Genomic DNA, 25,749 nt, shown 5'->3' with positions numbered 1-25,749 from the left:
CGCCGCAAGAAACATTTGCCGGATATTTCTTCACCCATCTGCTTTAACCTTCTTCCCCAGATCGACCTGAGAACCGACCATCAGCCCGCTCTCAGCGCAGCCTCCCTGCGGCTCATCATCATGCCCCCCTCCAGCCAGACAGCCCGAACCGGCTTCTGCCGCAGGCGCAAGCCGCTCTGACACGTTCCTTTCCTTGCCTGAGTCTCCACATTGCGCTGCACCTGCTCCCGCTCAGCCCGCACAGCCACACGTGCCAAGGTTTCCGGCGCAACCCGCCCGATCACCCGAACCGACAAAACCGAACGCTGACAGGGAATGGACCTGCATCTCACATCCAAACGTGAAAGACCCGCATCCACCAGTTCATGCCATTCCAAAACGACATCAGCCCGATGAACAGGCTCCCCTTCATACACAAGGGGACACCCCGCAAGTGAACCTGATTTATTTTGGAGGACAATAAACGTCTGACGACCAGACAGCACAACACTACCAGAAGAAATGTCACATTTTTCCATTGATCAGGAAACTTCCAAAATAAAAGCCGACCCTCTTTCCAGAAGATCGGCTTTGGATATTTATGTATAATTCTTCAGTGTGCATTTGTTATATCAAAACCGCGCTCACATATCAATAGGTAATTTATCGTTAACATATTTTTTCTTATGCTTCTTTTTAGAAATCACCTCATAAACATGCGCAAGCTGCTCCAGAAGCAACGCACACTGAGCCGACACCTTCATGCGCGCACGCCCTTCCGACAAAGCCGGATAAAGATGTCGCGCCATGGCGGAAAACGACATATCACGCGCCAGAAGCATCTCAAAACGCACATGCGCGCAAAGGCCAAGCATATCGCGAATCTGCGTCATCCGCGCAGAACACTGCCCCCGTCCGATCATCCATGTATGAATGTCGCCCCGCTCCCTCACACGACCATCAGACTGCGGATTTTCCATCACCCCAAGAGACGCAAAGACATATTCACGATACCAGCGATCCGCCGCTGCCAGTTCCTCATCTCCGATATCGCCTGCGTCATACATGGACTGCACAGCATTCACGACCCGAAACGTCTTGCCATCCTCATGGATCTCGGAATGCTGATATCTTTCCGCAGTCGGCTTAACCATGGCTTCAGATCCTGCATACGCATCTACCAAAGACACTTCCTGCACCATTCCGAACATCAATTGATCTCCATCCCGACATCACGACCGCCCATTGGCTGCAGTCCCGGAAAAACCGGCACCAGATCCGCGCCCCACAACGCATTCCAGCTGACAGGATGCCCCGCAGGAAGAGCCTCGGCCGTCTCCCTGTCCGTCGTCATACGAGCGCGCAAGGAAGACGTTTTGAATGTTTTTTGATCGGAACGACGACGCCCCTTGCGGGCATTCCCACGCTCAGGTAGCCAACCATCAGACGCAAGCATAGCAGCGAGAGCGTTTGCGGATACACGACGCGGTACGGAACCTGATTTGACCTGTTTCATCTCAACATCTTCCCCAAATACGAAAGTATCATTATTTTTTTTGGCAAAATGCCACAGAGTACGATAAAAAAAACTTCTTCTGGATTTGGCATAAAGCCATTGCTAAAAAGGCCTTATGGCCAAACACAAGCGCCCTGACTCTCTGACCACACTCCAACGAGCCATAGGAACTCGCATTTCCTGGGCTCGTGAACTCGTCATGCCCAACCAGAGCGAATGCGCCCGCCTACTAGGCGTGGATGCTTCCACGCTGAACAAGATCGAACGCGGTGATCGCGCACCAAGCGTCTTTCTCATCGCGGCGCTCTCGAACCGGCTGCGCGTATCGACCGATTTTCTTCTAAAAGGCGTCCTGAACGGTCGTACCGACGAAGAACTGGCCCTACGGCTGGCTGCTCTGCACCCAGAGTTGGTGCTCCAGCGGCAAGACATGGCTCCGAACACGGACAGAAACACGCCTTCCGACACACCTGATCCGCCCAAGAGACCAGATGAGGAGATCCATTAGTGACCGTTTCACTGGTTTCCATACGCATTCAGGTGCCCCCCATTCGATACAACACGATAAATTCGCTTTATCGATGGAATGAACAAATCAGAAACGTCCCCGGTCATCAGATTGTATGAATTCATGACCGGCTCCCTCCCTTCCCCGTCAATCGCCCCCATGGCAACTACCGATTAACGATAAATTAATGGCACTGTGCCACTGGGTCAAGAAACAAATATGGCTTGGAGCCATTATGGCGGGTCTGAACTGCCCTCTTTTTCCTGCATTGCAGCCATAATTGAAGAAAGAAAACATGTTCTCTCTCCCATCATTTCTTCGCGAAACTGATGGGAAGAGTTTCATATTTCAGCTTTTTTCAGACGTCAGATTTCTACAGAATCTAATTTTGTTTATTTTTAATTAACAAATTGCGACATTCTGTATCCAGCCTCTACCTGAGATACACTCGAAACAAGGACGGCGATTTCATCAACCAAATACCACGTCCTGTTAACAGCATCGCTTACTGAAGCGTCACGCCACTCAAAGTACTCGCCCTCTCCGGCGAGTTACTCATGAATGACATCCAGATCCCCAAATCGGGTATATTCCCCTTCGAAATATAGCTGGATCATCCCTGTAGGCCCATGACGCTGCTTCTCAAGAATCAGCTCGGCCTTATTGTGTACCAGCGCCATCTTGCGCTGCCATTCTTCTGTCGCAACCTGAAATTTGTCATTGCTGTCATAAGCGCTGTCTTTAGGCTGACGCTGCTGCAGGTAATATTCATCGCGATATACGAACATGACCGCATCCGCATCCTGCTCGATTGAGCCCGATTCGCGTAGATCCGACAACATGGGCCGTTTATCTTCACGCGATTCAACCTGACGCGACAACTGGGACAGCGCAATCACGGGCACAGAAAGCTCTTTCGCAATTGCCTTAAGTCCCTGCGTAATCATTGAAATTTCCAGAACACGACTGTCAGGCTTGGTCCCGATCGCAGGCCGCATCAGCTGAAGATAATCCACAACAACAAGACTCAAGCCCTGCGTCCGAGCCAACCGCCGGCAGCGCGTTCGCATGGCGGAGAGAGAAATCGCTGGCGTATCGTCAATATAGAGCGGCAGCCGCTGAAGTTCCCGCGCCACACGGACAAAGCGGTCAAACTCCTTTTGCCCGATGTCACCGCGACGGATCTTTTCACCCGAAACCTCAGCTTCACCCGACAGAATACGAGTCGCCAACTGCTCAGACGACATTTCCAGCGAGAAAATAGCGACCGACCCTTTGGGCTTTTCCCCACTATCCTCAGCATCCCGCAGAATCGAGCGCGCCGCCGAAAACGCAATCTTGGTCGCAAGCGCCGTCTTGCCCATTGCAGGACGACCGGCAAGAATAATCAGATCGGAAGGATGCAAACCACCGGTCCGCTTGTCGAAATCCCGCAGACCCGACGTCAGACCCACGACATCGCCGGTCCTCTGATAAGCCTTGGTCGCAACCTTAACCGCTTCCGTCAGAGCATTGGTGAAAGAAACGAAACCGCCTTCCTGACCCCGCTCCGTCGCCAACTTGAACAGCGCCTCTTCGGACGCCGCGATCTGATCCGACCCGTCCAGATCCGGCCGCGCCCCGAAAGCGTTGTTAACGACCGTCTCACCAATATCGATCAGCTGCCGCCGCACCCAGGCATCATGGATCACCCGCCCATAATCACCTGCGTTGACGATCCCCACCATCGCCGTCAACAGCTTGGCCAGATACGCAGGCCCACCCGCCGCATCCAGAACACCCGTATGTTCGAATTCTGCCCGCATGGTCACGGGATCAGCCAACTGCCCCCGCTCAATCCGCCGGGCAATCGCTTCATAGATCCGACCATTCAGAGGATCGGAAAAATGAGCAGGCTCCAGAAAGTCCGAAACCCGCTCATATGCCTTGTTGTTCGTCAGAATGGCGCCCAGCAGCGCCTGTTCGGCAGCAACACTGGACGGAGGGCTACGCCTCAACAGAAGGCCCAGATCTCCATCGTTCGAGGAAGCATCAGAAGCGGACGGAGAGGAATGCGATTCGATCATGTTCACGCGTCCTTCTAACATCCCACTCCGTCACCAGAAACGGATTAACTGGCGATCCAGCCATCCTCTGCCAGAACCACACCCGCCAGATAAAGACTGCCACAAATCAACACCCGGGCCGGAGTACCCCCTTCGGCAACCAAACGCTCCAAAGCCGCCCTGACAGTTGGACCGGCAATCGCCCGCCCACCAGAAGCGGCAATGATTTCCTCAACCGGCATCGCAAGATGCTGCCCCGGCTCAGACACCGCCTGAACCGAAGCAACCCGTTCGATAATCGGCTTCAGGAACCCGGAGGCATCTTTGGTCTGCTTCACACCCGCAATCACATGTACCGGCCGATCTTTCCAACCTTCCAGCACCGCCCCCAGAACCTGTCCGGCATCGGGATTGTGCCCGCCATCAAGATACAAATCCCACCCCTCAGGCAGCATCCGGGCCAACGTGCCGTCCAACTTCTGCAACCGTGCAGGCCAGAACGTCCGAGCAATCCCCTGATAGGCCGTAAGCGGGAGCTTCAACCCTGACACACGCAAAGCCGCCACGGCCAGCGCTGCATTCCCGGCCTGATGCTGGCCTTTCAACGCAGGCAACGGCAGCGAAAGAACACCGTCTGCATCCCGGTAATCCAGACCATCCACCCGCTCGGTGACAAAAACATCCTGTCCCACCACCCGAAGCGACGCACCCAGTTCCGCAGCCCGGCGCCGAATAACATCCAGAGCGTCCGGCGCCTGAGCAGCCGAAACAACCGGAACTCCAACCTTGATGATTCCGGCCTTTTCCCCGGCAATCGCCGCGACGGTGCTGCCCAGAAACGCTTCATGATCCAGACTGACAGGCGTAATCACGCAAACAGCAGGCTTCGGCACCACATTGGTCGCATCCAGCCGCCCCCCAAGCCCGACTTCCAGAACCACCAGATCTGCCGGCACCTGCGAAAACAGCAAGAACCCCGCAGCCGTCAGAACCTCGAAAACCGTAATCGGAGCACCAGCATTGACCTGCTCGACTTTCTCAAGCGCAGCAACCAGCACATCCTCATCCACAAGCCGCCCCGCTAACCGGAACCGCTCGGTCACGCTCACCAGATGCGGACTGCTCATGACATGCACCCGCAGCCCAGCCGCTTCGGCAATCGCCCGCAGATTGGCGCAGGTACTCCCCTTGCCGTTCGTACCCGCCACATGAATGACAGGCGGCAGATGACGCTCGGGGTGGCCCAGCTTCGCCAGCAGCACTTCAAGCCGCCCCAGCGAAAGATCAATCAGCGCCGGATAAAGCTCCTGAAGGCGCGCAAGCACCGCCCCAGGCCGCCCCTGATATTCACCGGGCAGCCGAACCGGCACCCCAAGCTCCGCAGTCATCAGGCCGCCGTGTCAGAAACGGTTTTCTGGCGCGTCATCATACCCAGAATCCGCCCTAGCAGTTCCGGCAACTCAGACCGCTTGGCCACAATATCGACCATCCCATGCTCACGCAGATACTCCGACCGCTGGAAGCCTTCCGGCAGCTTCTCACGAACGGTGTCCTGAATGACACGCGGCCCCGCAAACGCGATCAGCGCATTAGGCTCGGCAATATGCACATCCCCCAGCATCGCAAAGGAGGCCGAGACACCGCCCGTCGTCGGATTCGTAAAGACAACAACGTAAGGCAGACCCGCTTCCTGCAACATCTGCACACCGATCGTCGTACGCGGCATCTGCATCAGGCTGACAACACCTTCCTGCATCCGCGCCCCACCCGACGCCGTGTAAACCACCAGCGGCGCCTTCTGCAGAACGGCCAAACGACAGGCTGCCACAAATGCCTCGCCAAGAGCAGCTCCCATGGTCCCAAGCAGGAACTCAGGCGCCATGACCGCAACCACAGCCTTCTGTCCCTTGATCAGACCATGCGCAACCACCAGCGCATCATCAAGATGAGACTTGTTCCGCGCATCCTTCAGACGATCCGTATAACGCTTGGAATCCTTGAAACCCAACGGATCGACCGGCATCTTCGGCAACTCAATGGAGGTGTATTCCCCACCATCGAACGTCCAGCCCAGACGCTCCTTCGCCGTCGCACGCATATGGTGGCCACAATGCGGACAGACCTTCTCGGACCGCTCCAACTCCTTGGTGAGCATCATCTGCCCGCAGGATTCACAATTGGTCCAAAGATTGTCCGGCACATCCCGCTGAAGCAGGCCACGCAGCTTGGGTCGGACGTAGTCGGTCATCCAGCTCATGTTGTCTCATTACTCTTCTGGCCGCCTTCAGAACAAAGGACGGAGTAGGGGTAAAGCCCGGCGAAGGGCCACATTCTCTGGGCGCGTTTTAACGCCAGGATACCGATTATGCCAGCCCAACCATCCGCAGCTCCAGCTTATCTCTCCCATCCGCATCACAAAACATGTCATCCTCCCTGATACGAACCACGATATCACGCGTTGTGTCACAGAACCGGCAGGCCTCCCGACAGAGATCAGCCAAAACAAACCCAGCTCCCAACCGGAGAAAACCATGTCCGACAGCTTCAACACCCTCCGCTTTCCCAACCCCCAGGGCCTCAAGCCCGGCTGGTTCATTGGCTTCGGCGCTGTCCTGATCGTCCTCGGCATTCTGGCCGCCCTCGACACCATCGCCACCACCCTCGCCAGCATGGTGGTCCTCGGCGTCCTGATGATCGTGGGCGGCGTCGCACAGGTCATGCAGAGCTTCGCCCATCGCGGCCTTCCCGTCCCGAACCAGTGGCTATCCGGATTGATCGGTGGCCTCTACATCCTCGGCGGCATCCTTCTGATTGAGGAACCTGCAACCGGCTCGATCTTCATCACAGCCATTCTCGCAGGCTGCCTGATCTTCGCAGGCCTCGCCCGAACCTTCTGGGCTGGCGGACACCGCACCAACAAGAGCTGGATCATGCTGGCCCTCAGCGGCCTCCTCACACTCGTCGTGGGTATCCTGCTTTACATGACACTGCCCTGGTCCGGCCTCTGGCTGATCGGCATGTTCATCGCCGTAGAACTGCTGATGGCAGGCTTCGCAACGATGATGTTCGGATTTTCCCTGCGCAACAACACCTGATCAAACGCGTTCCGACAGGCCCAGCCTGCCGGAACGCCAAACATCAGGCCCGAAAATTAAGCCCGAACAGCCGCAGCCAATTCCTCAAGCTGCGCCAGGACAGCCGGAACGGTCCGCCCCGTCGCACGCCCATCTTCGAGCGTCCCCGCCATGGTCTTGATCAGGGCAGAGGCCACAACCGCCGCATCCCCGATCCGTGACGCCGTCCGCGCCTGCTCAGGCGTGGAAATCCCAAACCCGACCGCCACAGGCAAACTGGTCGCTTCCCGGATACGCGGCAGCGCTTTCTCCAAATCCGCAGCACTCGCACTGCTCGTCCCGGTAATCCCGGTAATGCTCACATAATAAACAAACCCGGTCGCATCCCGCAGCACATGGAACAAACGGGAGTTCGACGTCGTCGGCGCCACCAGAGAAATGATGTCCAGCCCGGCTTCCCGCGCATGAGCATCCAGCAGATCCGCCTCCTCAGTCGGCATGTCGACGACAATAATCCCGTCCACACCTGCCTGCGCCGCATCGAAACAGAATTCCGCCGGGCCATAACTATCGATCGGATTCAGATACCCCATCAGCACGATCGGCGTCTCACTGTCCATCTCACGGAACGCCCGGACCATCTGAAGCACCAGCCCCAGCGTCGCCCCCGCCTTCAGTCCACGCAGAGCAGCCGCCTGAATCGTCGGCCCATCCGCAGACGGATCGGAAAACGGCACCCCGATTTCGATCAGATCCGCCCCAGCCGCCGGCATCGCCCGCAGCAGCTCCAGCGAGGTGTCATAATCCGGATCACAAGCCTGAAGATACGGAATCAGCGCCCCGCGCCCTTCCTGTTTCAGAGCGGCAAAACGTGTCTGGATCCGGCTCACAGCTTCACTCCCAGATGATGCGCCACAGTAAAGATATCCTTATCCCCACGACCCGAAACATTCAGAACGATGATCTGGTCCTTCGCCATCGTGGGCGCAATTTTCATGACATGCGCCAATCCATGCGCACATTCGAGCGCCGGAATGATACCTTCCGTCCGCGTACAGACCTGAAACGCCTCAAGCGCCTCCTCATCCGTCACACCGACATACTCGGCCCGGCCGATATCATTCAGCCAGGAATGCTCTGGCCCAATCCCCGGATAATCCAGCCCCGCACTGAGCGAATGCGCTTCCTCGATCTGGCCGTGTTTGTCCTGAAGCAGATAGGTCCGGTTGCCATGCAGCACACCCGGTCGCCCACGGGAAATGGACGCCGCCGTCTTCCCGGAATCCAGCCCATGCCCCGCCGCCTCGACACCAATCAGCTTCACATCCGCATCGTCCAGAAACGGATGGAAAATCCCCATTGCATTCGAACCGCCACCAATGGCCGCCACAATCACATCCGGCAGACGCCCCTCGGCCTGAGTAATCTGCTCCTTGGTCTCAACCCCGATCACGGACTGGAAGTCCCGCACCATCTCCGGATACGGATGCGGCCCGGCCACCGTACCCACGAGGAAATACGTATCCGCGATATTGGCCACCCAGTCGCGCATGGCCTCGTTCATCGCGTCCTTGAGCGTGCCCGCCCCAGCCGTCACAGGCTTCACCTCAGCACCCAGCAGATGCATGCGGAACACATTGGGCTTCTGCCGCTCAACGTCCGTCGCACCCATGTAAATGGTGCATTTCAAACCAAACAGCGCACAGACCGTCGCCGTCGCCACACCATGCTGCCCCGCACCCGTCTCTGCAACGATCCGGGTCTTGCCCATGCGCCGAGCCACGAGAATCTGCCCCATGACGTTGTTGAGCTTGTGCGACCCTGTATGGTTCAGCTCTTCGCGCTTGAAGTAGACCTTCGCCCCCCCAAGCTCTTCCGTCAGATGCCGGGCAAACCACAACGGGCTCGGACGACCGACATAATCCTTCAGATAATAGTCCAGCTCTTCGCGGAACGCGGGGTCAGCCTGCGAAGCGCGATAGGCCTCGTCCAGCTCGAACAGTAGCGGCATCAGCGTTTCCGCAACAAAGCGGCCACCAAAAATCCCGAACCGGCCCCGTTCGTCAGGGCCAGAACGAAGCGAATTGGCCAGAGAGGAAGATAGGGGGGAAGATGTGTTCGTCATACCGCACTCGGTTCCGCTTCAGGGCTTCAATGCGATACCAAGAGCAGCCCCCGCCGTCCATCCATCTCGCCGTTTTCAGGCCTCTCCCGCAGCAATTCCCGTCCCATACATCTTGCGATCCCGCGTCAGGCAGGACATGAGGGAGCCTCACAGCCTTTCCATTGCCCTCAAGGATCCGCCTGATGTTCCTCGTGCGCCCCGCAGGCGCTCCGGCCCGGGAAACCGGACCGGACGTCGATATCTCCAAAGCGGTCTGGCTCGACCTCATCAACCCGACTCTCGACGAGGTCGCCCGCGCAGAAAAGGCCCTCAACACCCATATTCCCCGCCGGAATGAACTGGAAGAAATCGAAAGCTCCTCCCGCCATCACGAACAGGATGGCACCCTCTATCTTTCGACCCCGCTTGTCCGGCGCGAAGAAAATACAGCCTTTTCCCTGCCCATTGGCTTCGTCCTGACAGACAGCCACCTCATCACAGTGCGCTATACTGACTATTACGGCTTCGATATCGTTGGACGCCGTCAGGCTGAGCGTGATCCGGCCAAAGGCAGCCCTTCCGCCAATGAAATCCTCGTCGAGATCATCGAAGAAGTCATCAATCGCCTCGCCGACATTCTGGAAGGCCTCGGCCGGGACCTCGACGCCATCTCCAAACGCGTTTTCAGTACCGGCAGCCCCCGCGATCCCGCCAGAGCCGCCGAAATGCTGCGCGAAACCCTCCGTCGCCTCGGCCACAGCGGCGACCTCGCCTCCATGATCCGCGACAGCCTGCTCGGCCTCGACCGCGTCCTGATCTATATCGGCGACCGAACCGAGAAAGAACCACAGGCCCTCAAAACCCGCATCAAGATCGCCGGGCGAGACATCGCATCCCTCAACGACTTCGACACCCAGACCGTCAACAAGGTCCAGTTTCTGCTGGACGCCACGCTCGGCTTCATCAGCATCGAACAGAATGACGGCATGAAGGTCCTGACCGTCGTCAGCGCCATCGGCATCCTGCCAACCCTCATCGCAGGTATCTACGGCATGAACTTCCACGACATGCCTGAGCTGTCATGGAAATACGGTTATCCTTACAGCCTGATCCTGATGATCCTGTCCGTTATCCTGCCGCTGTTCTGGTTCTGGAGGCGCGGCTGGTTCGGCGCCCGTTAAGACGCTTCCTCAACCCGCAGCCCCGGCCCCACCGGGAGCTCCGACAGAACCGACCGCTGATACGCCACCGGAAACTGCCGAAGCTGCTTTTCCCACAGGTCAGGATCACCATTGCCATTCTTCGGCAGAACGACACTGTCCACCCCACACCGACGCAGAAACGCTGCCTGATCCGGCAGGATATGCCCCTCCGCACGAATTTCGCCAGAGAACCGCAAATATTCCCGCAATTCCCGAGCCTGCGTGAACCCGCGCCCATCTCTGAAAATCGGAAACCGCAGCACCACAAGATCCAGCCGGTTCAGATAAGGCCGCAGAAGCGCCGGATCGTCCGCACTCTCCAGCAAGACAGCCCGCGCATCATCCCGTTCCGCCAGTTCCTCAACCGTCACCAGCACATCATGAACCTGCGCGGTCCGCTCACCGAATTCAAACAGCTTCATACGCCGCCTCCCTGAAAGGCTCATGCCCCAGACGCGTCAGAGTCTCAAGGAACGTCTCTCCACTCTCCCGAAGCCCAAGATAGCAGTCCACAAGCCGCGCGATCGCATCAACGGTCTCGTCTTCCGGAAGCGCTGCCCCCAAAATCGTCCCAAGCGCCGCACCATTCTCGGCTCGGCCACCAACGGTCAACTGGAAGAACTCCTCTCCACGCTTGTCGACGCCCAGAAGTCCGATATGCCCGGCGTGATGATGCCCACAGGCATTGATGCAGCCCGAAATATTGATCCGCAACGCCCCGATTTCCGCCTGAAGCGCCGTATCCGCAAAACGCGCACCCAGCTTCTGCGCAATCGGAATAGACCGCGCATTCGCCAGCGCACAGTAATCCAGTCCCGGGCACGCCACGATATCGCCGATCAGCCCGATATTTGCTTCCGCAAGTCCGACTTCCGACAGCCCAAGCCACAGATCCCGCAACCGGTCCTTACGGACATGCCCCAGAACCACATTCTGCAAATGCGTGATCCGGATTTCCCCAAACGAATACGCATCCGCCAGATCCGCCAGACGCCCGATCTGCGCCGACGTCGCGTCCCCCGGAATCCCCCCTGCAGGCTTTAACGAAATGGTCGCAATGATATGCCCCGGATCGCGATGAACATGCGTATTGCTCCGCACCCAGCGATCAAACAACGGATCATCCCGCCGCTGCTGCGTCAGCACGGCATCCGCATCGTCCGGCGCCTCAAGCAATGGTACGGCAAAACGCGCCCGGATCGCCGCAACCGCTTCGGGCGTCAGCCGATACCGGTCCAGCTCCATCTGACCAAGCTCGGCTTCCACAGCCTCCCGATAGGCCTCAACCCCGATCGCCTGGACGAGGATCTTGATCCGCGCCTTGTAGATATTGTCCCGCCGTCCATGCGCATTATAGACGCGCAGGATCGCCTCAAGCGTCGCCAGAAGATGCTCTTCCCGAACACTGTCAAACAGCTCTTCGCCGATCACCGGCGTCCGCCCCAGTCCTCCGCCCACGAAAATCCGGAACACCGGAGCGCCATCCTCACCCGGACGGGCCAGAATCCCGATATCATGGAAGCGCGCCGCCACCCGGTCATTCGGACTACCCGAAATAGCAATCTTGAACTTGCGCGGCAGGAACGTGAACTCAGGATGCAGGGTGGACCACTGCCGCAGCACTTCCGCATGAACCCGCGGGTCCACCAGTTCATCCGCCGCAGCTCCCGCATACTCGTCCGACGTCACATTGCGGATGCAGTTCCCGCTGGTCTGGATGGCATGCATGTCCACTTCAGCCAGTTCGCGCAGAATATCTGGCGTATCTTCCAGCCGGATCCAGTTGAACTGGATGTTCTGCCGCGTCGTGAAATGCCCATAATCGCGATCATAGCGCCGGGCAATCTCGCCCAGCTTGCGCAACTGCCGACTGTCCAGAATTCCATAAGGAATGGCCACCCGCAGCATATAGGCATGAAGCTGCAAATAAAGCCCGTTCATCAGCCGCAGAGGCTTGAACTCGTCCTCGCTCAGCGTCCCGTCCAGACGACGCTTCACCTGCCCCTCAAACTCGGCAATCCGCGCCTGAAGAAAATCCCGGTCAATCCGGTCATACTGATAATGGCCGACAGGAACGCTCACTGTGCGGTCTCCACTGCAAATTCCGGATGCACAGTCGGGCCATGAGCCCGGATTTTTTCACGAACAGTCACGGGTTCAGGAGGGACAACAGGCAGAACAGCCGTATCGTACACCCCGACAACACCCTTACGCTGGGCCTCTTCCATCGCCCGGGAAAGCGCCGCCTCAGCGACATCCGCATCCAGCAGAACCGCCTGCCCTATCCGAAGATCCCAGCCCCCGTCTTCCCGCCACCACACGGTACGACCGTCCAGCAGCCGGTTGGCCGTCAGAACCAGCTTCTGACCAGCTTCGAGTCTTACAGGACGTTTCATCAGCACTCACCTTCCTGACGAATACGGACCCTACCCTGCGGCTGGCCCCGTCATGAATGCGTCCTCCTCCCCGCTTGCAAACGGCAAGCCGAGGAAACACCAAGGACATGAAACTCACCATGCCAGATCAAAGATTGATCCCTTATGGTAAGATATTCCGTCCTCTAAAACCTATTTTGTAGTTTTTTCAAAATACTTTTTTATAAAGTTATATGGAGAAAGAAATTGGCGCCCTGCTAGGACGCTGCATCCCCGCCTCTTCGGCGTTCTGCAGCAGATGTTCCAATGTAACAGAAGCCATCTTTTCCGATACTTCCTGATCCATCTGTTGCCAGAATGGTTCAAGCACTTTGGCCCGCAGAAGATTAACGTCCTCTTCCTGTGCTTCCTGATCTTCCGTAACAGTCCGGACAATTTCATTCAGCGTGATGGTCCGTGGCGGCCTGCCAAGACGATACCCCCCTTTCGGCCCGCGCACACTTGCCAGCAGTCCGGCCCGAGAGAGTCCTTGCAACACAGGCTCAATCCCCCGACGCAGCATATCACCACGGCGGGCAATATCCGCGCCGCTCACCACCCCAGAGCGCCCTGCATGGAAGGCGACATCCAACATGATGGATACGGCGGTCAAAGCTCTGTCACGGCGGAGATACATGAGAATTCCGATTTGCTACGCCAGACCATGCCATCATGACATAATCCGATTTCAGTTCGTCTATCTTGTTTTCTATGCTGGAATGTCAATCGCCCTTTTGGAACGATTCCCCATTTCCAACATATTCCCGATAAAAACGGTGCCCCAGAGACGTCAGGACCTCATATCCGATTGTCCCTGCTGCCTCCGCCACATCGTCCACACTACGCCGGGGACCGATCAGATCCACCATCATATCGGCCCGCAGCTTCCCCTCCGGCACATCTGAAATATCCACGATCAGGGAATCCATCGAAACACGTCCCAGAATCGGCAAACAGATGTCTTCAAACCACGCACACCCCTGCCCGGCCCCATGTCGTGAAAAGCCATCCGCATACCCAACAGCCACAGTCGCGATTTTCCGAGGTTGATCAGGACGATATGTCATCCCGTAACCAACCCCCTCGCCCGGGAGAATTTCACGAATCTGCAAAACATGAGCCTGCAGTCTGACGACCGCAGACAACGGGTTAGGAGCAGTCTGATTAGGCGCAATTCCATACAGCGCCGCTCCTGGACGAACGACATCCAGATGAAAGTCCGGCCCCAGAAAAATCCCCGACGACGCCGACAGACTCAACGGCGCAGACGGCAATCGTGCCGACATCTTCAACAATTGCTGTTTCTGGGCATTATTGGCAGAATGCTCCGGCGTATCGGCACAGGCCAGATGGCTCATGACCAGACTGATCTTCAGTCCGTCCATAAGCGTCCTGTCCTCATGCAGGACGTCAAGGTCAGCGCCAGAAAACCCGAACCGGGACATCCCGCTATCGACCTGAAGAGCCGCCTCCAAAGGCCGCCCCGCCTTGACCGCTTCAGAGCGCCATACCGCAACCTGATCGAGGCTGTTCAGAACCGGCCTCAATCCATACTGCACACACTCTGTGGTCGCGTCCGGCCTCGGGCCATGAAGCACCGTAATCCGGGCTTTTTCCGAAATCACGGAGCGCAGCCTGATCCCCTCATCAACATGCGCGACGAAAAACTCTCGAGCCCCCGCCTGCTCAAGAACCGGCGCTACACGCTCGATACCCAGTCCGTAAGCATCAGCCTTCACGACAGCCGCGCAGGCAGCACCCGCTGCAAGGTTCTGAAGATACCGATAATTGGAAGCAATCGCGCCCAGATCCACCGTCAGACGGGCTCCAGCACGAGAAGAAGGCCACAGAGGATCAGAACATACACTCATCATGAGAAGTGAGACTATCGCGTTGTGCGCTAGAATATCCTGCCCGATAATCACATAATCTTCCAATACGTGAAAAATATATGATCGATTCTGCGAAAATAGACCGATAATGCCATCATGATCTTCGACCGTATCACCGAATCCATCCTGAGAATCCTTCAACATGACGGGCGCCTCAGCAACGCTGATCTGGCACAACGTGTCGGGCTCTCTCCGTCCGCCTGCCTGCGACGCGTGCGCCTTCTGGAAGAACGCGGCGTCATCCGTGGCTATCGCGCGGTTATTGACGAACGCTCAGCTCACAAGCTGACCACCGTTATCGTACAGATCACGCTTGAACGTCTGACAGACGAAACGCTCCGTCGCTTTGAAACACGCATCCGGGAATGTCCTGATGTTCGGGAGTGTTACCTAATGACAGGTGAAGCCGATTACCTGCTCCACGTCGCAGCCCGAGATCTTGCTGACTACGAGCGCATCCATAAGGAAGAGCTCTCACGCCTTCCGGGCGTCGTCCGCATCCAAAGCAATTTCGCAATACGTCCAGTCGTTCAGCGCTGGATCAGTCAGGATTCGTCATGAGTGCATAAAAGAAAAATGCGTTTGCGAACCATTTGCATTTAAGGTAGTGTTCTTAAATCGGTTCCAGCGAGCGAAGGCCTGCTTTTTCATGATCGTCTGCTCATGCAACGCGCTGTCCCATCAGGATATCGAAATCGCAATCCACAACGGAGCGTCTCGACCAGCGGAAATCTATTCGGCCCGAAAATGCACGGCAAAGTGCGGCAACTGCGTCCCCGGAATTGTCTGTTTGCTCAGATCAGCAATGCAGAAAGCCCATTCCGAACAAGCGCATCTAAACGCCGCATAAAAAACAACCCGGACAATGCCGGGTTGTTTTGAGAAAGCGCTTGCTCAGTCCTGATCAGGCGCCGCAGCAGAATTTTTCTGAATATAGCGTTCAATCCCGATCTGCTTGATCAGATCGAACTGACGATCAATGAAATCTTCATGCTCTTCTTCATTAACGAGAATTTTCAGAAGGAGATCACGCGAAACATAATCACGGACGCTCTCACAGTAAGCAATGCCTTCCCGCAGATCCTGGATCGCCTTTTCTTCAAGCTTCTGATCACACTCCAAAATTTCCTGAACCGTCTGTCCAATCAGAATCGAGTTCAGACGCTGCACATTCGGCAGACCACCCAAAAATAGAATTCGTTCGATCAGCCAATCCGCATGATGCATTTCTTCAATGGATTCTTCATATTCTTTTTTCCCTAAATGCGTCACACCCCAATGCCTCAGCGTTCGGGCATGAAGAAAATACTGATTGATTGCCGTCAATTCATTCGTAAGCTGGGTATTGAGATGCTCGATGACCACTGGATCTTTGATAGCCATTTTCTGAACCTTCCTGAAAAAAAGAAGATTATCGAACAAAATGCATAAAAGAAATCACATCCTCACACATTTCATAAATTGACCGGCTTCTCCAAGCCTCAGTCCTTGTTCCCTTAATTAAAAGGCCTGCCGCATATAAAGAGATGAATATTTAAAAAGCGCCTTTGTATCCCCTGATCAGGATCGACGACCATTCTAACGCCTGAGCCTACCAAACATGGAATATAAAGTTATCAATTCCCATCATCACGAAAGCCAATGGTAACGTAAAGCGAGTCAAACGACACTCCTCATTACAGAAAATCGATTTCCTACAACGCAACACTATCCACGCCCATACGTTGCGTCAGAAGGCATATCATCACGCTCTCAATCAAGCAGGCGTTAATTTTTTAAATGTCAGTATTTTTAATTTACCAAACCTTGGAGAAATACAATAACAATTAAAAAACCACTTGACAATAAGTAATAAATAATATTCAATATCTTATTAAAAATTAATTATCACGTTTATTTAAATATTTATAGGATAAATTATGCATAAGATAACAAAAATTATTTGTATTTCTTTTAGCTTGGCACTTAGTGGATGCTATAGTATAGGGTCACAGAGGCTTGGAAAAGATCAAGATGAATATTCCATATCAATTATAGAATCTAACAAAAGACAAACTCTCCAAAACCTTGTGAGACTCCGGTACGCTGATACTCCCGGTCTTTTAGACACAACACAATTAATCTCAGGCTATCAATTTCAGCAAAGCGCTTTTCTGGGAGTTGCTTCAGATACATTTCCTATTCGTCCCAATGGAGGAATAGCCGCACAATTACAACAAAATCCAACCTTTACTTTTCAGCCTGTGACAGGAGACGCTTATGCACATAGCTTCCTGCGCCCTCTTCCACCTGCAAGTTTATTACCCCTCGCCATGGGAGGGCTGCCCATCGATATCCTGCTGCAACTTTCAGCTCAATCAATTAATTCTATGAGCAATAATAGACCATTCTCAAAAAATTCAGGAGATATGGACAGTAATACCAACTACAACACTGAAGAATTTTTTGAATTAATACATGATTTAAGGTTACTCCAAGCCTCAGGCCTTCTCGGAATCCAACTTCAGCAATCTCCAGAAATTAAAGGAAAAACTTTCGAAACAAGTCACGTATTTTTGAGCATATACCCAACATCAAACCCCAACTTAGCGAAAATCACAGAAATAACTAAGAAATTACTGAATTTTTCTCCGAAATATAAACGTATGGAAGTAGTTTATGGTGTTGGAAACCCAAAACCCGGTGAAATCAATATCTTATCTCGAAGCATGCTATCAATATTAGGACAGGTCGCTTATCAGATAAACATTCCAGAAGACGAATTATTATCAGGGGGAACACAAAAAAACCAAGAAGAATCATTTGTGAATTCGGAAAACTCTATAATAAATGTAAAATATGGAAAGAGTCATCCAAATAACTCATTTGTATCTATTATGTACGATAATTATTACTACTGGATTGACAAAAAAGACTTCAAAAGCAAGTTGGCATTCACTATTACTCAAATGCTTTTAGAATTATCAAAAACAACCCAGCCATCCAGCGCTATCGTAACTATCCCTGTAAACAAATAAATTATATATCATCACTGTGAAAGTCCGTTTTAAATTTGAGTGAAGAGTTTGAAAAACCCTCTGGTTTTGGACCTTTCTGCGTGATTCCATTTTTCGTGCATTGATTGGGGGATAGAAGGTAAAACAGTTCGATTTCTTTAACGTTGAAGAGCGGCTTGCCCGGTTGAGCGAGGTTGGTGACCAACTCAAGGCCTTTTCCCGAACTGTAGATTTCGAGGTGTTTCGCTCTGATCTGACCAGACACTATCTTCTTCAAACGAGAGCAAAAACGGGCGTCCGGCGTTTGAGCCAGCGCTCAGGTCAGGCCAGACCTTCCGCACGCCGTAGACCCCAAAGTGCTCCGAGAAAACGCGCAGGATCTTGTTCGCCTGACGCACTTCGCGTTCCAGCACCTTGAGCAATTGGCGGTCTCGGCCGGACACCAGCGCGCTTGCCATTCTCGACCTCAGCCTTCTTAACCCACTCGTTCAGCGTATGCGCCGAGCAGCCGATCTTGCGGGCGATCGACACCATCGCCGTCCAGCGTGACGGATGCTCGCCCTCATGCTCCAGAACCAGCCGCACCGCACGGGAACGGACTTCAGGAGAAAACTTCTTCACAGAATTGCTCATCAGACCCTCTTCTCAGGTGAATAGGTCTCCGCCAATCCCGGGGCGGTTCACGACGGATCATACAGCGTTATCGCGTGAGAATGAGAGATTACGCCGTGAGAACCTTCTACTACGGGAGGAGAGGGAGCTTTTAAAAAAGGCGACACAGTTCTTCGCGAGCCAAAAGTCGTAAGGTTTGCCTGAAAGCTGAACTCCTGTGACAGCAAGCCTGGATGAGCCGTCAGGAAGTCGAGCAGGCTATCACATCCTACATCAATGATTTCTACAAAGCGCAGAGGCTGCATTCCGCACTTCAATGGAAAAGCCCGCTGGATTATGAGCGCAACGCCGCTTAACAGATAACCACTGGCCCGGAACGAAACTGCGACACGTCCAGTTAAATGCTGGAAAGTCCGTGATCCGCTCGCGTGTCGCGCATGTCTTTGCCGACCATAAATCACAAACAGGACTGTTCGTCCGAACTGTCGGTATCGGGCGAGCCACCATGAGGATCGGCGTGGCCAATATCGTCTATAATATGCGCCGTTTCCTCTTCCCGGAACGGATCAACGCGAGCGTATAGCTATCCAGCGGGTGATCTTCCCGGATCTGCTCAAAACACAGATCAAAAGCAACCCAGAGAAGCGTCAATCAACACACCAAAAGCACAAAACCAGACACAAAACACATCAATTAACGCTTTTTCGATCACTCCACGCGACCTAAACATTTCACAATCAATGATAAGACAATCCACACGTCATCAAAAATAATTATCAATGTAGAATTATATTCTTTTATGAAAGAAGAATAACAATAACCAGACCCCACATAGTTAACAATGTGTTACTCACAGCGTAAGGAACAGTATATCCCAACATAGGAACGTTGCTTTTTGCGACATCAGCCACCATTGCCACAGACGCCGTACTTGTTCTCGCACCTCCACAACAACCAAGATTTATAGCTGGATCAAATCGAAAAATATATTTTCCTATCAGAGGCGCAAAAAGCATTGGTATTGCGCTGGCAAAAAGCCCCCAAAAAAATACACTGATACCTGCTTCATGAAGACCCTTAATAAAAGTTGGTCCGGCTGAAATCCCAACTACAGCAATAAATATATTAAGGCCTACAGTATTCATAAACCATACCGTAGAATTCGGTATGTTCCCAATTTTGGGAGTAACACTTCGAAGCCATCCTAAAATTAGGCCCGAAATTAATGCCCCTCCTGAAGCAGAAACCGTAATGGGGATGCCTGCTACAGGAAGAATAATTGACCCTATCAAACCACCAACAAATATTCCACATCCAACCAACACCATACTGGTCACTTCTGTTGGTCGATCTGCATACCCAATTTGATTAATTAATTTATCTATATTTCTCCTACTTCCGGTAACATTTACAATATCTCCTCGAAATATATCGGTCTCCGACAACAAAGGAACCTCAACACTCATAGATCCTCTATGAAGAGTGTTTATATATATCCCATGAGAATAATCAGATTCGGCCAAATTTCCTAAGCGCTGACCATTTAGTTTTTTGTTTGTTATTACCACATCTACTGTTTCTATAGGGATATTGATTAGTTCACGATCTGAAATCTCTTCGGCATGATTTGACCAATATACTAAAGAATCATGAGACCCAGATACAGCAATACAATCTCCCACTTCTAATACAGTATTTTCATCAAAAGATATTATTTTCCCATTCCGTCGGATATTTTCTAAAAAAATTCTATCTTGTGCCGATTTTTCTGCAGCAAAAACAGTTTTCCCAGCAAATTTTCCTAAAGTTTTCAAACGATACGCACGTATAATATGTTCATGCCAGCCCGTCTCATCATTTCCATTGACAGGCTTAATATTCATTTCACGTTCATATCTTTGACATTCTTCCTCCAAGTTAATTCTGAGGATTTTAGGTCCCAAAAATGCTAAGATCCAACCTGTACCAACAGTCCCAAACAAATAAGTTACAGCATATGCGACAGGTATAGCATTTAATTGTTCTTGAATTTGCTCCGGTGGAAGAGCGCTGCGATTAATTGCATCTGTTGCTAGACCGATTGATGCTGAAATAGTTTGGGACCCTGCCAACAAACCTTCAGCCATACCCGGCCCATAGCCAGAAAAAATTGCTGCAACATAAACGCAAACCAAACATAAAGAGGCAATAACGACCGCAAACAACGCCTGAGGTAGTCCATTATTTGCAATGCCTCGGACAAATTGTGGACCAACACCAAAACCAACAGCAAACAAAAACATAATGAAAAATACTGATTTTATTTGAGGAGATATTACAATTCCCAATTGCCCAATTAATACACCAGCAAGCAATGTTCCTGTTACGGCTCCAAGGCTAAAGCTTCCAAATTTTCGGGATCCAACCCAAAAGCCAATAGCCAAAGCCAAGAATATAGCCAGCTCAGGTGATGATCGTAGCGTCTCCGCAATCCAATCAAGAATCATTCTGAAATACACCTTCTTTCAAGAAGTACGATCGGTAAATTTAAATACTAATTTCATGATATGGATTTTTTATTTAATAGCTTCAAACCTAAATATTTATTAAACCCATGAATTTCTTTCACATCCAATTTTCTCATGAACTCAATAATTTCTTCAGTTATAACTTGCCCAGGCACCATTATCGGAAATCCTGGAGGATATGGAATCACAAAATTAGCCGAAACCAGAACAGGACCAGACTTTAGTCTTTCATCAATTTCAGGACTATTCAGAAGAACATACTCACACCCAGATTCATTATAAGCATCATAGAATGCGCGCCGGATGTCGCCATGAAGCGTATCGGATTTCGGGTCATCACGATAACAATCATCAAATTTACTAAAGTTTGGTAAATTTGGGAGATCATAAACTAATTTATCGATGGAAATTTGGAAGTTTTCTTTATAATCAACACCACCTTTGCGGAATTTATTTTCTAGATCCATTGAAATTTCATTCAAAACACTCAACAGGAGCGCAATATCACTTCTATTGTTATTTATATTAGACTGAAGCAATACGCTGTTTCTTGATGTTTTATTGAGTTGGATATTAAATTTATCGGCAAGTATATTTTTGAAAGTAGTTCCATCGAAACCAGCGTGCCCACAAGATAGGGTCATACGACTAGGGTCAATGATAAACTCATCATCTTTTATTGCCTCAATAGCCTTAGACCAATCGACGTTTGGATCGTTATATTCAGAGAGCCCTGATTCCCTAAATGCCTCTGGTATCATTTCTGAATTATTTAATACCCTAAAATACTTAGATATTACAGGATGACTATTTATCTGTTTTCGAATTTCAAGTGAGACTCTCATCGCATTAGCAACGAGACCGTATCCCTCTAGCTGCATCTGACGCCTAGCAACATCCAGAGAAGCTATAATCTGTAAGTTCGGGCTAGTCGATGCATGAGTGAAGATCGCTTCATGAAACTGTGACTCGACATGCTCGAATTTGGCATCTTTCACCAAAACAATGGATCCTTGACGCAAGGCTGACATTGACTTGTGAATAGAGTTAGTTTGATAAACGCGAACGCTCACACTTCGAGGATCAGGCACTAAACGCGTTGCAAGCAGCATCTCGTCTGTTGGGTTTTCACCAAGTACTTTTTGTTGATCTTCCCAAGCAGCTAATGCTTCAGGCTGATTGAGAGCTTCATCGATAGCAGCGGCAGCCCCCATAGCAGTACGTTGGCGCAGGAGTGGTGACCAATGAGCAAAACCAAACCAAGCTTCATCCCACAGAAAAATCAAGTCTGGTTTGATAGCCAAACATTCTTCCATAACACGACGTACGTCATAAACATGTCCATCAAATGTACAGTTCGTCAGATCTACCATTTTCACACGATTTAATTCCCCTTGAGACTTCAACTTCAAGAGGCTTTGCTTAATTGTTTTTAGAGGAACACCGCCATACATGGAATATTCTACGAGAGGAAAAGCCTCAACATAATAAGGCTGTGCGCCAGACAAAACACATCCATAATGATGTGATTTGTGACAGTTCCTATCTAAAATAACTATATCTCCAGGCACTAACAATGCTTGCAATACCATTTTATTACTTGTTGATGTTCCATTTGTTACAAAAAAGGCATGATCAGCACCAAAGGCCTTCGCGGCCATATCCTGCGCATCTTTTATATTACCAGTTGGCTCCAACAGGCTATCCAAACCACCCGTTGTGGCAGAGCTTTCTGCAAGGAATAGATTTGGCCCGTAAAATTCGCCCATATCACTAATCCAGTTGGACGTGAAAATAGACTTACCTCGTGCGATCGGCAGGGCATGAAAAGTTGCTATTGGCCTTTCTGCATATTTCTTCAAATTATCAAAAAAAGGCGTCCTATAACGACAGTGAATTGCCTCCATAATGGCAAGATGAATTTCTAAAGGTTCTTCCATTTGATAGAAAATGCGATTGAAAATGAGGCTTTCTTTTTTTCCAGAGAAATCCTCAATATTTTGATCGCTTAGAAGAAAAATATCCAACTCTGGTCGAATTTTCTTTATAGCTTGGGCTAAACTTAGAGATAAAAATTCATCTTCTTCCACAGAAGATAAATCTATTACATCTTTAAATACTCTTAAAAAATCATCTTGACTGCTATACCCCGGCTCGAAACCTTCATACAAGACCACTGCCCCAATATCAGAATTTAATAAAATTCCCTTAAGGGCATCTGCAGCAGTCCCAACCACTACCGTTTCATAAATAAATTCATCTTCAGGACGCCGAACACCCCGTGCCTCCTCTTTTATATGTTGCCAACGCGAACGTGCATGAGGGACGACACTCAAAACTTCAAAATACGGTTTTGTTTTTATGCGGGATATTGCTTGTGGCAGCCGATTAAATGGCTCGTCTTCATAATTTTCACCATCCCAAACAGAAATATCTCGATGGAATTTTTTTGAAATTATATTTGTCGAAATTCGCTGCGAAAGTCGCAAAAAAGCCTTAGTATCATTTTCCTGCAAATATTCATTTAAAAGTTTTAAACATATCGCACCCGGGTAAGCAAAATAGATATCTATTTCTTCAAGATTTTTTAATGAAATTAATAATTGTTCTTTGCTTAACGGATTTTTTGTTTTTTCCCATTTTCTGGCTAGATAAAGAACATTCATCCAACGATCTGCACGCAGTTCGGGAGTAGCTAAGGCGCCACTAATCATTGAATGAGAATTCTGATGCTCTGACATATCAATAGCCATGAAAATGTTCCCCTTTGTGCACGTAACGTCGAATGATCTATGAAAGTTCCATCCAAACCCAATTGACTTTCAGATATCTCAAACATTTAGATCGTCGATTCTTGAGTTGTTAAATCGTAGTGCAGAGGTGAAAGTGGAGATCAAATAGCACAACGTGCCACTTTCCAGGAAACCGTAGATATTGATTATTTTTAAAAATTTGATGTTAACTGCCCCCCAATAACAGCTGCATCCTTAAACGTTGTAGTGGCCCCAGGGCGTTGTAGATATTGAAAGTCGGCCTGTAAGGTTGTGCCCCGCATAACATGGGTGCTGTAAAATGCCTCATAAACATTTTCCCAATTCTGTATTCCATAAACAGGACCCCATTGATTATCCAAATAAGGAAGACCAAGAGCTAATGATGATTCCTGCTGCAGCCTAACCGTGTGGCTCATATCCATGTGTTGAAACATGATACCAATCTGATCGCCACTACGATGCCACGGAGTTCCACTTTCGACGAGGCCTATCCATTCATGATCACGCATGGCAACAAGATTGCCCTGAGCATACCCGACACCCCCCAACACGATCAGACCATCTGTAATACCCGGCCCGTTGCGAACAATCATCTGATCAAACATGAACCAGGCAGATGTCATTCCGGCTTCATAACGACGCTCTAGGCCCGTAGCCTGAAACGAATTTCCGTTAATATCTTCATAAAGATTAGGGTACCGGGAATTGTCGTACCAAGCACCAATCTTATAATTCCCTCGGAGTTTGCTTTTACCAAAAGACGGCATCCAGCCGATTTCAATTTGCGACGAAATCTTACCCAGACCGCTTTGAGCTATAGCCCAGCCAGAAATCCCGCCGTTATAACTATGGGGGGAAACCGCAAAAACGCCTCCCATAATGTATGTTTCTTCTGTCGGACGGAGACGCAATACGCCACCCAGATTTCCTGATGGCCAATCCCGGCCGCCTGGAACATATTTTCCGGGAGCAAAATTACTGCAGACTGAGACATTCATAAAAGAACAGGCAATATAATCAAAAGCGAAAAAACTTCCTGTTGGAATATCCCCAAGTGACAGAATAATACGATCATTCAAGAAAGATTTATCCACGTACATTGAAACAAGATGAGCAACGACATTGCCGCGTGCACCATAAATTTGTTCCGGATTTGTTACGGAGTCCCCAAGTGTATGACTAAAACTCCGCCCATGACCGTTAATGACGAGAAGATGAGTCCAAAGCCCCTTGATCCCCGCAAGTTGCTGCCAGTCCACATCCAATTCTGCTGCGACCTGACCAGCCAGCACATTATCTCGTGTGCGACCGCCAGTAACATTCCCCATGTATTCTTCATTAAGAGCGACATTTAGATACAAACCGCGTTTGGTCAGCCATGTTTGTGCACCGCCCCAATCTCCGAAAAGATGAGGATTTCCATAGAGCGACGGAACTAATGGCCCCACAGTAAATGTGCCGACGCCCTCCATTGCAAAAGCACGAGATTTATAGGATTCGGGCGTAGACAAGTTCTGAGATGTTTCGCTCTGCGCGAATGCATGACGGCCGGGGCCCATAATCCCGAAAGCCGCACACAGAAAAAAGACCGCCAGTTTTTTCCTGTGCATGTAACGGCAAGTTTTCATTCAGGGGTCTTTACCTTAGAGGGCTTCAGGAACGTGCTGACAGCAGCTTGCGCAAGACGAGCATCGGTTTCGCCCTCGCCCCCACTTAATCCAAGGGCACCTACAAGCTCATTGTCCACCATAATTGGATATCCCCCCCCTGCCGGTAAAGCATTTGGAAGAGTACTAATCATATAGTTTCCACTATTCAGGGCATGCTCCATCTCAACCGTCGGGCGAGCAAACGAAAGAGAAGTTTTGGCTTTCCGGATCGCCAGTTCGATACTTCCGAGCTGCGTGCCGTCCATCTTCTGGAAAGCCACAAGGTTGCCTCCCGCATCAACAACAGCGATGGCGACGCGATTATGACTGGCCGTAGCCAGTTTTTTAGCCTGATCAATAAGGATATTTGATGTTTCTAGGTTCACAGCTAAATCCTTTGCTGAAACAAATCCTGTCAGCCCCGCTGCTGCAATAACAACACTGAGGACTGCACCGATGTTTTTGCGTCCCATTCTT

The 25,749-nt window shown here is 51.3% G+C and carries 25 protein-coding genes and 4 pseudogenes; 10 read left to right on the top strand and 19 right to left on the bottom strand.

Annotation, left to right across the window (positions count from 1 at the left end; genetic code table 11):
* Positions 1–30: 30 nt before the first annotated feature.
* The 3 genes from GKO01_RS15920 to GKO01_RS04870 form a co-directional block, all read right to left on the bottom strand.
* Complete coding sequence (locus GKO01_RS15920) at positions 31–183, bottom strand: hypothetical protein (RefSeq protein WP_167383431.1); 153 nt, start codon at positions 181–183, stop codon at positions 31–33.
* A 440-nt stretch (positions 184–623) separates the two neighbouring features.
* Positions 624–1,133, bottom strand: a complete 510-nt coding sequence (locus GKO01_RS04875; RefSeq protein ID WP_244901329.1) for a hypothetical protein — start codon at positions 1,131–1,133, stop codon at positions 624–626.
* 56 nt (positions 1,134–1,189) lie between these two features.
* Positions 1,190–1,495, bottom strand: coding sequence for a transcriptional regulator (locus GKO01_RS04870; RefSeq protein WP_099286016.1), 306 nt, complete (start codon positions 1,493–1,495; stop codon positions 1,190–1,192).
* Between the two features lie 199 nt (positions 1,496–1,694).
* Here GKO01_RS04870 and GKO01_RS04865 point away from each other — a divergent pair, with 199 nt between their 5' ends.
* A complete protein-coding gene (locus tag GKO01_RS04865) occupies positions 1,695–2,003 on the top strand; it encodes a helix-turn-helix domain-containing protein (RefSeq protein WP_241009526.1) in 309 nt (102 codons plus the stop codon).
* 551 nt (positions 2,004–2,554) lie between these two features.
* Here the strand turns inward: GKO01_RS04865 and GKO01_RS04860 are convergent.
* Genes GKO01_RS04860 through accD form a run of 3 tightly spaced genes read right to left on the bottom strand, consistent with a single transcriptional unit; the run spans position 2,555 to position 6,305 of the window.
* A complete protein-coding gene (locus tag GKO01_RS04860; RefSeq protein ID WP_099286014.1) occupies positions 2,555–4,069 on the bottom strand; it encodes a replicative DNA helicase in 1,515 nt (504 codons plus the stop codon).
* Between the two features lie 44 nt (positions 4,070–4,113).
* On the bottom strand, positions 4,114–5,436 hold the full coding sequence (locus tag GKO01_RS04855) for a bifunctional folylpolyglutamate synthase/dihydrofolate synthase (RefSeq protein ID WP_099286013.1): 1,323 nt from the start codon (positions 5,434–5,436) through the stop codon (positions 4,114–4,116).
* Complete coding sequence (accD, locus tag GKO01_RS04850; RefSeq protein WP_099286012.1) at positions 5,436–6,305, bottom strand: acetyl-CoA carboxylase, carboxyltransferase subunit beta; 870 nt, start codon at positions 6,303–6,305, stop codon at positions 5,436–5,438. The genes GKO01_RS04855 and accD overlap by 1 nt, the downstream gene beginning before the upstream one ends.
* Before the next feature lie 274 nt (positions 6,306–6,579).
* Between accD and GKO01_RS04845 the strand changes: the two genes are divergently transcribed.
* Positions 6,580–7,143: an HdeD family acid-resistance protein gene (locus tag GKO01_RS04845; protein WP_099286011.1), complete on the top strand. Its 564-nt coding sequence runs from the start codon at positions 6,580–6,582 to the stop codon at positions 7,141–7,143.
* A gap of 56 nt (positions 7,144–7,199) precedes the next feature.
* Here GKO01_RS04845 and trpA read toward each other — a convergent pair whose 3' ends face one another.
* Together trpA and trpB are read right to left on the bottom strand one after the other, a co-directional pair.
* Positions 7,200–8,012 carry a tryptophan synthase subunit alpha gene (gene trpA / locus GKO01_RS04840; RefSeq protein ID WP_099286010.1) on the bottom strand — a complete coding sequence of 271 codons (813 nt, stop codon included), beginning with the start codon at positions 8,010–8,012 and terminating at the stop codon, positions 7,200–7,202.
* A complete protein-coding gene (gene trpB, locus GKO01_RS04835; RefSeq protein ID WP_099286009.1) occupies positions 8,009–9,247 on the bottom strand; it encodes a tryptophan synthase subunit beta in 1,239 nt (412 codons plus the stop codon). Before trpB ends, trpA begins: the two co-directional genes overlap by 4 nt.
* A gap of 182 nt (positions 9,248–9,429) precedes the next feature.
* Here trpB and corA point away from each other — a divergent pair, with 182 nt between their 5' ends.
* Entirely contained in the window at positions 9,430–10,407 is a 978-nt protein-coding gene (gene corA, locus GKO01_RS04830) for a magnesium/cobalt transporter CorA (RefSeq protein ID WP_099286008.1), read from the top strand.
* Here the strand turns inward: corA and GKO01_RS04825 are convergent.
* The 5 genes from GKO01_RS04825 to alr all read right to left on the bottom strand — a co-directional run bounded on the left by GKO01_RS04825 (position 10,404) and on the right by alr (position 14,713).
* Positions 10,404–10,850: a DUF934 domain-containing protein gene (locus GKO01_RS04825; RefSeq protein WP_099286007.1), complete on the bottom strand. Its 447-nt coding sequence runs from the start codon at positions 10,848–10,850 to the stop codon at positions 10,404–10,406. The genes corA and GKO01_RS04825 overlap by 4 nt on opposite strands.
* Positions 10,837–12,510, bottom strand: coding sequence for a nitrite/sulfite reductase (locus GKO01_RS04820; RefSeq protein ID WP_099286006.1), 1,674 nt, complete (start codon positions 12,508–12,510; stop codon positions 10,837–10,839). The genes GKO01_RS04825 and GKO01_RS04820 overlap by 14 nt, the downstream gene beginning before the upstream one ends.
* Complete coding sequence (locus GKO01_RS04815; RefSeq protein WP_099286005.1) at positions 12,507–12,824, bottom strand: DUF2849 domain-containing protein; 318 nt, start codon at positions 12,822–12,824, stop codon at positions 12,507–12,509. The genes GKO01_RS04820 and GKO01_RS04815 overlap by 4 nt, the downstream gene beginning before the upstream one ends.
* A 208-nt stretch (positions 12,825–13,032) precedes the next feature.
* The gene (locus GKO01_RS04810) at positions 13,033–13,479 is read right to left on the bottom strand and encodes an RrF2 family transcriptional regulator (protein WP_099286004.1); all 447 of its coding nucleotides are present in this window, start codon (positions 13,477–13,479) and stop codon (positions 13,033–13,035) included.
* A gap of 85 nt (positions 13,480–13,564) precedes the next feature.
* The gene (alr, locus tag GKO01_RS04805; protein ID WP_099286117.1) at positions 13,565–14,713 is read right to left on the bottom strand and encodes an alanine racemase; all 1,149 of its coding nucleotides are present in this window, start codon (positions 14,711–14,713) and stop codon (positions 13,565–13,567) included.
* A gap of 117 nt (positions 14,714–14,830) precedes the next feature.
* On the opposite strand from alr, the gene GKO01_RS04800 reads away from it, so the two are divergent.
* Both GKO01_RS04800 and GKO01_RS04795 read left to right on the top strand, forming a co-directional pair.
* The gene (locus GKO01_RS04800; RefSeq protein ID WP_099286003.1) at positions 14,831–15,295 is read left to right on the top strand and encodes an Lrp/AsnC family transcriptional regulator; all 465 of its coding nucleotides are present in this window, start codon (positions 14,831–14,833) and stop codon (positions 15,293–15,295) included.
* Between the two features lie 88 nt (positions 15,296–15,383).
* A complete protein-coding gene (locus GKO01_RS04795; protein ID WP_099286002.1) occupies positions 15,384–15,584 on the top strand; it encodes a (2Fe-2S)-binding protein in 201 nt (66 codons plus the stop codon).
* Between the two features lie 44 nt (positions 15,585–15,628).
* Here GKO01_RS04795 and bfr read toward each other — a convergent pair whose 3' ends face one another.
* A complete protein-coding gene (gene bfr, locus GKO01_RS04790; protein WP_099286116.1) occupies positions 15,629–16,117 on the bottom strand; it encodes a bacterioferritin in 489 nt (162 codons plus the stop codon).
* 536 nt (positions 16,118–16,653) lie between these two features.
* Here bfr and GKO01_RS04785 point away from each other — a divergent pair.
* A complete protein-coding gene (locus tag GKO01_RS04785) occupies positions 16,654–17,751 on the top strand; it encodes a hypothetical protein (protein WP_099286001.1) in 1,098 nt (365 codons plus the stop codon).
* Positions 17,752–17,914: 163 nt separating this feature from the next.
* Positions 17,915–18,048, top strand: a pseudogene (locus tag GKO01_RS16265) (IS5/IS1182 family transposase); the annotation flags it as partial.
* Between the two features lie 17 nt (positions 18,049–18,065).
* On the opposite strand, the pseudogene GKO01_RS04775 reads toward GKO01_RS16265, so the two are convergent.
* Positions 18,066–18,363 (bottom strand): annotated as a pseudogene (locus GKO01_RS04775) (transposase); the annotation flags it as partial.
* Positions 18,364–18,427: 64 nt separating this feature from the next.
* On the opposite strand from GKO01_RS04775, the pseudogene GKO01_RS16610 reads away from it, so the two are divergent.
* The 3 genes and pseudogenes from GKO01_RS16610 to GKO01_RS04770 form a co-directional block, all read left to right on the top strand.
* Positions 18,428–18,540: pseudogene (locus tag GKO01_RS16610) on the top strand (IS3 family transposase); the annotation flags it as partial.
* Between the two features lie 35 nt (positions 18,541–18,575).
* Positions 18,576–18,698 carry an IS3 family transposase gene (locus GKO01_RS16465; protein ID WP_264815887.1) on the top strand — a complete coding sequence of 41 codons (123 nt, stop codon included), beginning with the start codon at positions 18,576–18,578 and terminating at the stop codon, positions 18,696–18,698.
* A gap of 29 nt (positions 18,699–18,727) precedes the next feature.
* A pseudogene (locus GKO01_RS04770) lies at positions 18,728–18,925 on the top strand (IS5/IS1182 family transposase); the annotation flags it as partial.
* Positions 18,926–19,139: 214 nt separating this feature from the next.
* Here GKO01_RS04770 and aspT read toward each other — a convergent pair.
* The 4 genes from aspT to GKO01_RS04750 form a co-directional block, all read right to left on the bottom strand.
* On the bottom strand, positions 19,140–20,828 hold the full coding sequence (aspT, locus tag GKO01_RS04765) for an aspartate-alanine antiporter (RefSeq protein WP_099285999.1): 1,689 nt from the start codon (positions 20,826–20,828) through the stop codon (positions 19,140–19,142).
* Between the two features lie 53 nt (positions 20,829–20,881).
* Complete coding sequence (locus tag GKO01_RS04760) at positions 20,882–23,602, bottom strand: hypothetical protein (protein ID WP_218017427.1); 2,721 nt, start codon at positions 23,600–23,602, stop codon at positions 20,882–20,884.
* A gap of 191 nt (positions 23,603–23,793) precedes the next feature.
* Positions 23,794–25,182, bottom strand: a complete 1,389-nt coding sequence (locus GKO01_RS04755) for a carbohydrate porin (RefSeq protein ID WP_244901340.1) — start codon at positions 25,180–25,182, stop codon at positions 23,794–23,796.
* Positions 25,183–25,247: 65 nt separating this feature from the next.
* Positions 25,248–25,745, bottom strand: coding sequence for a GlcG/HbpS family heme-binding protein (locus tag GKO01_RS04750; protein ID WP_244901328.1), 498 nt, complete (start codon positions 25,743–25,745; stop codon positions 25,248–25,250).
* Positions 25,746–25,749 lie beyond the last annotated feature (4 nt).

The sequence above is a fragment of the Gluconobacter kondonii genome, assembly GCF_002723995.1.
Classification (GTDB): Bacteria; Pseudomonadota; Alphaproteobacteria; order Acetobacterales; family Acetobacteraceae; genus Gluconobacter; species Gluconobacter kondonii.
This window is presented reverse-complemented; position numbering and strand designations above follow the sequence as displayed.

Bases quoted from the DNA above. Each gene is read 5' to 3' on its own strand.
- GKO01_RS04870 (WP_099286016.1), bottom strand. From the start codon at position 1,495: ATGAAACAGGTCAAATCAGGTTCCGTACCGCGTCGTGTATCCGCAAAC.
- GKO01_RS04760 (WP_218017427.1), bottom strand. From the start codon at position 23,602: ATGGCTATTGATATGTCAGAGCATCAGAATTCTCATTCAATGATTAGT.
- GKO01_RS04825 (WP_099286007.1), bottom strand. From the start codon at position 10,850: ATGAAGCTGTTTGAATTCGGTGAGCGGACCGCGCAGGTTCATGATGTG.
- corA (WP_099286008.1), top strand. From the start codon at position 9,430: ATGTTCCTCGTGCGCCCCGCAGGCGCTCCGGCCCGGGAAACCGGACCG.
- GKO01_RS04815 (WP_099286005.1), bottom strand. From the start codon at position 12,824: ATGAAACGTCCTGTAAGACTCGAAGCTGGTCAGAAGCTGGTTCTGACG.
- GKO01_RS16465 (WP_264815887.1), top strand. From the start codon at position 18,576: ATGAGCCGTCAGGAAGTCGAGCAGGCTATCACATCCTACATCAATGAT.
- accD (WP_099286012.1), bottom strand. From the start codon at position 6,305: ATGAGCTGGATGACCGACTACGTCCGACCCAAGCTGCGTGGCCTGCTT.
- trpB (WP_099286009.1), bottom strand. From the start codon at position 9,247: ATGACGAACACATCTTCCCCCCTATCTTCCTCTCTGGCCAATTCGCTT.
- GKO01_RS04800 (WP_099286003.1), top strand. From the start codon at position 14,831: ATGATCTTCGACCGTATCACCGAATCCATCCTGAGAATCCTTCAACAT.
- alr (WP_099286117.1), bottom strand. From the start codon at position 14,713: ATGAGTGTATGTTCTGATCCTCTGTGGCCTTCTTCTCGTGCTGGAGCC.
- GKO01_RS04875 (WP_244901329.1), bottom strand. From the start codon at position 1,133: ATGGTTAAGCCGACTGCGGAAAGATATCAGCATTCCGAGATCCATGAG.
- GKO01_RS04860 (WP_099286014.1), bottom strand. From the start codon at position 4,069: ATGATCGAATCGCATTCCTCTCCGTCCGCTTCTGATGCTTCCTCGAAC.
- GKO01_RS04865 (WP_241009526.1), top strand. From the start codon at position 1,695: ATGCCCAACCAGAGCGAATGCGCCCGCCTACTAGGCGTGGATGCTTCC.
- bfr (WP_099286116.1), bottom strand. From the start codon at position 16,117: ATGGCTATCAAAGATCCAGTGGTCATCGAGCATCTCAATACCCAGCTT.
- GKO01_RS04810 (WP_099286004.1), bottom strand. From the start codon at position 13,479: ATGTATCTCCGCCGTGACAGAGCTTTGACCGCCGTATCCATCATGTTG.
- GKO01_RS04795 (WP_099286002.1), top strand. From the start codon at position 15,384: ATGATCGTCTGCTCATGCAACGCGCTGTCCCATCAGGATATCGAAATC.
- aspT (WP_099285999.1), bottom strand. From the start codon at position 20,828: ATGATTCTTGATTGGATTGCGGAGACGCTACGATCATCACCTGAGCTG.
- GKO01_RS04755 (WP_244901340.1), bottom strand. From the start codon at position 25,182: ATGGGCCCCGGCCGTCATGCATTCGCGCAGAGCGAAACATCTCAGAAC.
- GKO01_RS04845 (WP_099286011.1), top strand. From the start codon at position 6,580: ATGTCCGACAGCTTCAACACCCTCCGCTTTCCCAACCCCCAGGGCCTC.
- GKO01_RS04785 (WP_099286001.1), top strand. From the start codon at position 16,654: ATGCATAAGATAACAAAAATTATTTGTATTTCTTTTAGCTTGGCACTT.
- GKO01_RS04750 (WP_244901328.1), bottom strand. From the start codon at position 25,745: ATGGGACGCAAAAACATCGGTGCAGTCCTCAGTGTTGTTATTGCAGCA.
- GKO01_RS04855 (WP_099286013.1), bottom strand. From the start codon at position 5,436: ATGACTGCGGAGCTTGGGGTGCCGGTTCGGCTGCCCGGTGAATATCAG.